The following is a 3,323-nucleotide window of genomic DNA, read 5'->3' on the forward strand; positions in this document are numbered from 1 at the left end:
TTGCTAAATCTGGACTAATATATGAGGATAGTTACAGAAGTTCTTTGGTGAGAAATTAATGCTTTTTTACTTGTTTTTTACCACAGTACTTTGTTAGCACCAGTACTTATTTTATTTTTCCGTCTTTGTATTTTACTTTTTTAATTCTTTTTCCTGTGTTTATGTCGATAAATTCCGTATTTCCATTTCTCAATCCATTCTTAATTTTACGAATTTCTTTGATATTATCTTCTTCGTTTATATAAGAGAACTCTCCAGAGAATATAGCATCATTTAAATCTAAGTATTTTTCCGAAATTACTCTGTTGTCGTCATATTCGATTTCTATTTTGACTTTTTGCGGATAGTAATAGTAAACCCAATCTCCAATTTTACTTTCTTCAAAGTATTCTCCAATAATTAGAGGTCTATTATTTATGTCATAATTCTTATATTCTCCATCTTTATAAATTGTCGACTTGTCGTTATCTTTTAGTTTTAATAGGAATGAAATTTCAAACCAATTATGGCTTATTTCATTTTCTTTTTTTAACCAGTAAACTTGCGAAATTTTTCCACTTGGAAAGTACTGTGTAAATCGGCATTTATATCTATTTGAATATTCATCAAAAATTTCAAATTTTCTTTCAGGCTGTTGACCAATACTATCATACACAACTAATTCTTTAAATTTGCCATCATCAAAACGCTTTATTTCTTTTGGCTTTTTCTGTTTATTCCATTCTGTGAATTTCCCATCAAATTGACCGTTTGAATAATTTATAGTTTTATTGATTTCTCCTTTTTTATAATAATATATCCATTCTCCTTCTCTCTCATCGTCTTCGTAAGAGCCTTCCATAAAATAAAAGTATGGATTACCATCATAATCTTCATCTTCGTAACGATGAAACCAATTACCAATTTTTTGGTCATTTGCAAAATTACCTTTTGCTACTAAAATGTCTAATGAATCTCTTAACTCAAAAGCACCATTCAATTTATTGTTTTTGTAATTAGATTTTTGCAAAACTTTTTGATAAACCATTCGAGTACAGGAATCTTTTGGTTTATTGTTTTCGTCTAATTCTGAACACTTGTATTTCTCTTTATTCAAATAGGAAAATCGTGTTGACAAACCATTAAGTTTACCTTTTCTATAATTTTCTATCAAGTACAGTTTTTCTGAATAGTGAGTAGGTTTATCGTCATTAGTATATTTTGAGTAGTAATTTTTCCATTCGCCAGTTTTTTCATCGTTCAAATAGTTTCCTTCACTACTTAAAGATTTTGTTAGGGAATAGTTTTTCCAATAATCTGTTTTTTTATCATTTTGATACTTTCCTTCCGATATTAAAAATAATTTTGAAACATCAGTCTCTATCACGCCTCCAAAAACAGTTCTTGTAACATCTAAATAAACTTTGTAGTTGCCGTCTAATTTGCCGTTTGTATAGTTTGCTATTATTAAACTGTCTCCTTTTATATCTTGTGAATAACCATTTTTTAGACCTTTCGAGTAATTTGTTTTCGTTAAAACTCTTTCTCCTTTTTCTTTATCTATGAAGATTAAGCTCCAATTACCTTCTTTTTCTCCATTCAATAAGGTTCCAATTACTTTTAGGTATAGTCTTCCGCTTTCGTCATCATAATAATATTCGGTTCTCTCTCCATTTTGAATATCATCTTTGTAGTGAGTTGAATAAGATATTTTATTGTCTTCGTAAGCTGTTAATTTTCCATTTTTTTTATCGTTCCTCTGATAATATTCAAATGTTTTATTACCTTCTTCGTCATACTCTACAAAGTTTCCATCTGCTAAACCATTTTTATAATAACCTGTCTTTTTTAGTTTTCCATTTTCATAATAAACTTTTAAAGCACCATTAATTTCTCCATTTACTTTTGTGTATTCAGCTTGTTTTGTATTACCATAATAATAATCGACTTTCTTTCCGTTATCTGGGTCATAAATGCTTGACTTTTTTATTAATAAAAATCTGTATGCAGTAATACTCTCATCGAAACTTGAATAGCTATCTTTTTCTCTTTTTTCTGTTGTTATTTTTAAAATAAATTTGCTGTTAGCATATGTAGAAATTAATTCATTGTTTTCAATTTCGCTATTTTGAAGTTTGTAACCTTTTGAATTTAATGAATTTTGAATAGCAGAATATGAAGGCTTATTAAAAACGGAATAACTTAATTTATTTGGAAATCCTTCATAAGTATAAAGGTAAAACCAAGCAGAAGCCTTGTCTCCATAAGTTTTTTCATAAGACCAAGTTATAGTGCTATATTTCTCTGAATTTCCCTTTTCAGATTCATAGTATTCCCAATTCTTATTCATTAGAAATTGATTGACACTTTCCCAATTTGATTTGTTGCAAATATTTTCAATGTCGTTCAATGTAAGTCTTTGTCCAAAAGAAATTTGGCTTATAAAGGGTAGAAGCAATAGTAATGTTTTCAATATATTATTATTCATTCGTTGGTTTTTTTCGTATTGGTGCTAACGGTTTTGTGTATGATTTCGTTGCGTGGTTTAAGCACTAAAGTTAGCAAATAAATCACAGATAGAAAGTCCGCGAGGACTTTCGTAAGTAGACTATAACTAGCAATGAATTATACACGTTGTTGGCAACAGTTTTTATTCCGTTCATAATGTTGGATTAAATTCAATTTTTACCTTTTTAGCTAATTTAATTTCGCTGTTTTTATCGCTAAAATCAACAATGTAAATATTCTCAAAGTTCTGGAAGAAAGTAGTAAAGTCCGTGTTTTTTGAATGAATTATATTTTCAGCTATAATTACGTTAACAATTTCATTTTTATTAATTTCAACTGGTTCATTTTGCTTGTTTTCGTTTATATAAGTAACTAACAGAAAACCATATGTTTTTCCACTCAATGAAATGTTTTTTTTGACAAATCCTGATTCAGCAATTGAGTATTCTATTTCAGGTTTTATTTTATCTCCAAATCTTATTTGATATAATTCAAATTGTAGTGTATCGTTAGAAATTTTTGTGATATTATGAATCGAACATTTATCATAAGCGACATATAAATCTTGTTTTTTATTTTGAGACAAGACTGCTATAGGAATTATAAAAATTAGAATAAGTATTTTCTTCATTATAGAGGTTTTATTTGTTTTTACAATTTATAATAATGCTTTAATCTACAAAAGGTCTAATGAGTGAAATCTCAATTTGAGTTAGTTAACGGGTTTTCTCAAATTGTTGCCAACGTTTAGTATAACCGCAGTTACGGGATTATATTTAATGTTTTTCGGATAAGCAACTACGGTAGCAATTACGCGTGGATTCGGACGTAGTCGA

2 protein-coding genes are annotated in these 3,323 nt (G+C 28.3%); both read right to left on the reverse strand.

Annotated features, from left to right (window positions below; genetic code table 11):
- Positions 1-106: 106 nt before the first annotated feature.
- On the reverse strand, positions 107-2,467 hold the full coding sequence (locus DFQ11_RS14900) for a toxin-antitoxin system YwqK family antitoxin (RefSeq protein WP_110476671.1): 2,361 nt from the start codon (positions 2,465-2,467) through the stop codon (positions 107-109).
- 171 nt (positions 2,468-2,638) lie between these two features.
- Positions 2,639-3,118, reverse strand: a complete 480-nt coding sequence (locus tag DFQ11_RS14905; protein ID WP_110476672.1) for a hypothetical protein — start codon at positions 3,116-3,118, stop codon at positions 2,639-2,641.
- Positions 3,119-3,323 lie beyond the last annotated feature (205 nt).

The sequence above is a fragment of the Winogradskyella epiphytica genome (genome assembly GCF_003217215.1).
GTDB classification, from domain to species: Bacteria; Bacteroidota; Bacteroidia; order Flavobacteriales; family Flavobacteriaceae; genus Winogradskyella; species Winogradskyella epiphytica.

Coding starts and splice junctions, on each gene's coding strand:
- DFQ11_RS14900 (WP_110476671.1), bottom strand. CDS start 2,467: ATGAATAATAATATATTGAAAACATTACTATTGCTTCTACCCTTTATA.
- DFQ11_RS14905 (WP_110476672.1), bottom strand. CDS start 3,118: ATGAAGAAAATACTTATTCTAATTTTTATAATTCCTATAGCAGTCTTG.